The 2,706-nt window shown below is 49.6% G+C and carries 2 rRNA genes; both read right to left on the reverse strand.

Annotation, left to right across the window (positions count from 1 at the left end):
* Window positions 1-117, reverse strand: a 5S ribosomal RNA gene (gene rrf / locus BX659_RS18510).
* A gap of 54 nt (window positions 118-171) precedes the next feature.
* Window positions 172-2,706, reverse strand: a 23S ribosomal RNA gene (locus BX659_RS18515); the annotation flags it as partial.

The following is a 2,706-nucleotide window of genomic DNA, read 5'->3' on the forward strand; positions in this document are numbered from 1 at the left end:
TTCTGGCAGTGACCTACTCTCCCACAAGGCTGCCCCTGCAGTACAATCGGCGCTGGAGGACTTAACTGCTGTGTTCGAAATGAGAACAGGTGTGACCCCTCCGCAATTACCACCAGAAGATATTAAATTGAAAGATTGTACTTTCAAAATTGCAAAAATAGATTACATATCTAGATTAAGTCCTCGACCTATTAGTATCGGTCAGCTGAGAATGTTACCACTCTTACACCTCCGACCTATCGACCTGATAGTCTATCAGGGGTCTTACTAGATTAACTCTATGGGATATCTCATCTTAAGGTCAGTTTCACGCTTAGATGCTTTCAGCGTTTATCTGATCCGTACATAGCTACCCAGCAATGCCATTGGATGACAACTGGTACACCAGAGGTACGTCCATCCCGGTCCTCTCGTACTAGGGACAGATCCCTTCAAATATCCTACGCCCACGACGGATAGGGACCGAACTGTCTCACGACGTTCTGAACCCAGCTCGCGTACCGCTTTAATGGGCGAACAGCCCAACCCTTGGAACCTGCTTCAGCTCCAGGATGCGACGAGCCGACATCGAGGTGCCAAACCTCCCCGTCGATGTGAACTCTTGGGGGAGATAAGCCTGTTATCCCCGGGGTAACTTTTATCCGTTGAGCGACGGCAATTCCATACTCTACCGTCGGATCACTAAGCCCGACTTTCGTCCCTGCTCGACCTGTATGTCTCGCAGTCAAGCTCCCTTCTGCCTTTACACTCTTCGTGCGATTTCCGACCGCACTGAGGGAACCTTTGGGCGACTCCGTTACTCTTTAGGAGTCGACCGCCCCAGTCAAACTGCCCATCTGACAATGTCCCAGCACTGGATAACAGTGCATGGTTAGAATTCCAGCAAAATAAGAGTGGTATCCCACCTTCGGCTCCACCGACACTAGCGTGCCGACTTCAAAGCCTCCCACTTATGCTGTACATATTGTACCAAAATTCAATATCAGACTGCAGTAAAGCTCCACGGGGTCTTTCCGTCCTGTCGCGGGTAACCTGCATCTTCACAGGTACTACAATTTCACCGAGTCCTTCGTTGAGACAGTGCCCAAGTCGTTGCGCCATTCGTGCAGGTCGGAACTTACCCGACAAGGAATTTCGCTACCTTAGGACCGTTATAGTTACGGCCGCCGTTTACTGGGGCTTAAGTTCAATGCTTCGAGTTAAACTCTAACACATCCCCTTGACCTTCCAGCACCGGGCAGGCGTCAGCCCCTATACATCGACTTACGTCTTAGCAGAGACCTGTGTTTTTGGTAAACAGTCGCTTGGGCCTAGTCACTGCGGCCTCTTCGTGCTTGCACACTAATGAGGCGCCCCTTCTCCCGAAGTTACGGGGCAATTTTGCCGAGTTCCTTAACGAAGGTTCTCTCGCGCGCCTTAGAATTCTCATCTCGTCTACCTGTGTCAGTTTGCGGTACGGGCACCATTTACCTGGCTAGAGGCTTTTCTTGGCAGTGTGGAATCAACTACTTCGCTTCCTTAGAAGCTCCCGGTCACACCTTAGAGTTAATGATAGTCCGGATTTACCTGGATTATCCTCCTAAGTGCTTCGACTTGGCAAACCGTTGCCAAGCTAGCATATCCTCCTGCGTCACCCCATTGCTCATAGCGGTAAGGAGGTGGCATCGGAATTTTAACCGATTTTCCATCGCCTACGCCTTTCGGCCTCGGCTTAGGTCCCGGCTTACCCTGAGCGGACGAGCCTTCCTCAGGAAACCTTAGACTTTCGGCGGATAGGATTCTCACCTATCTTATCGTTACTCATGCCTGCATTATCACTTCTATACAGTCCACAGCTCCTTACGGTACTGCTTCAATCCATATAGAAAGCTCCTCTACCATCTCTCGATCCGTAGCTTCGGTGATGAACTTAAGCCCCGGACATTTTCAGCGCAAGACCACTCGACCAGTGAGCTATTACGCACTCTTTAAATGAATGGCTGCTTCTAAGCCAACATCCTGGTTGTCTATGCAATCTCACATCCTTTGCCACTTAGTTCATACTTAGGGACCTTAGCTGACGATCTGGGTTGTTTCCCTTTCGACTATGAAACTTATCTCACATAGTCTGACTCCCAAGATAAACAAGCTCAGCGTTCGGAGTTTGACAGGATTCGGTAACCTAAGAAGGCCCCTAGTCCAATCAGTGCTCTACCGCCAAGTTGTAATTACTTGAGGCTAGCCCTAAAGCTATTTCGAGGAGAACCAGCTATCTCCAAGTTCGATTGGCCTTTCACCCCTATCCACAGTTCATCCCATAGCTTTTCAACGCTAATGTGGTTCGGGCCTCCACACGTTCTTACACGTGCTTCACCCTGACCATGGATAGATCACTTGGTTTCGGGTCTATGGCAAGTGACTTAACGCCCCGTTAAGACTCGCTTTCGCTTCGGCTCCACCTTCAAAGCTTAACCTAACGCCACTTACCATAACTCGCAGGCTCGTTATGCAAAAAGCACGCCATCAGACTGATTATATACGTCCTCTGACTGCTTGTAGGCACACGGTTTCAGATTCTATTTCACTCCCCTTCCGGGGTTCTTTTCACCTTTCCCTCACGGTACTAGTTCACTATCGGTCGCTAGGGAGTATTTAGCCTTAGGAGATGGTCCTCCTAACTTCCCACGAGGTTCCACGTGACTCATGGTACTCAGGATACTATCTAGT

It is taken from the genome of Orenia metallireducens, assembly GCF_003001995.1.
Classification (GTDB): Bacteria; Bacillota; Halanaerobiia; order Halobacteroidales; family Halobacteroidaceae; genus Orenia; species Orenia metallireducens_B.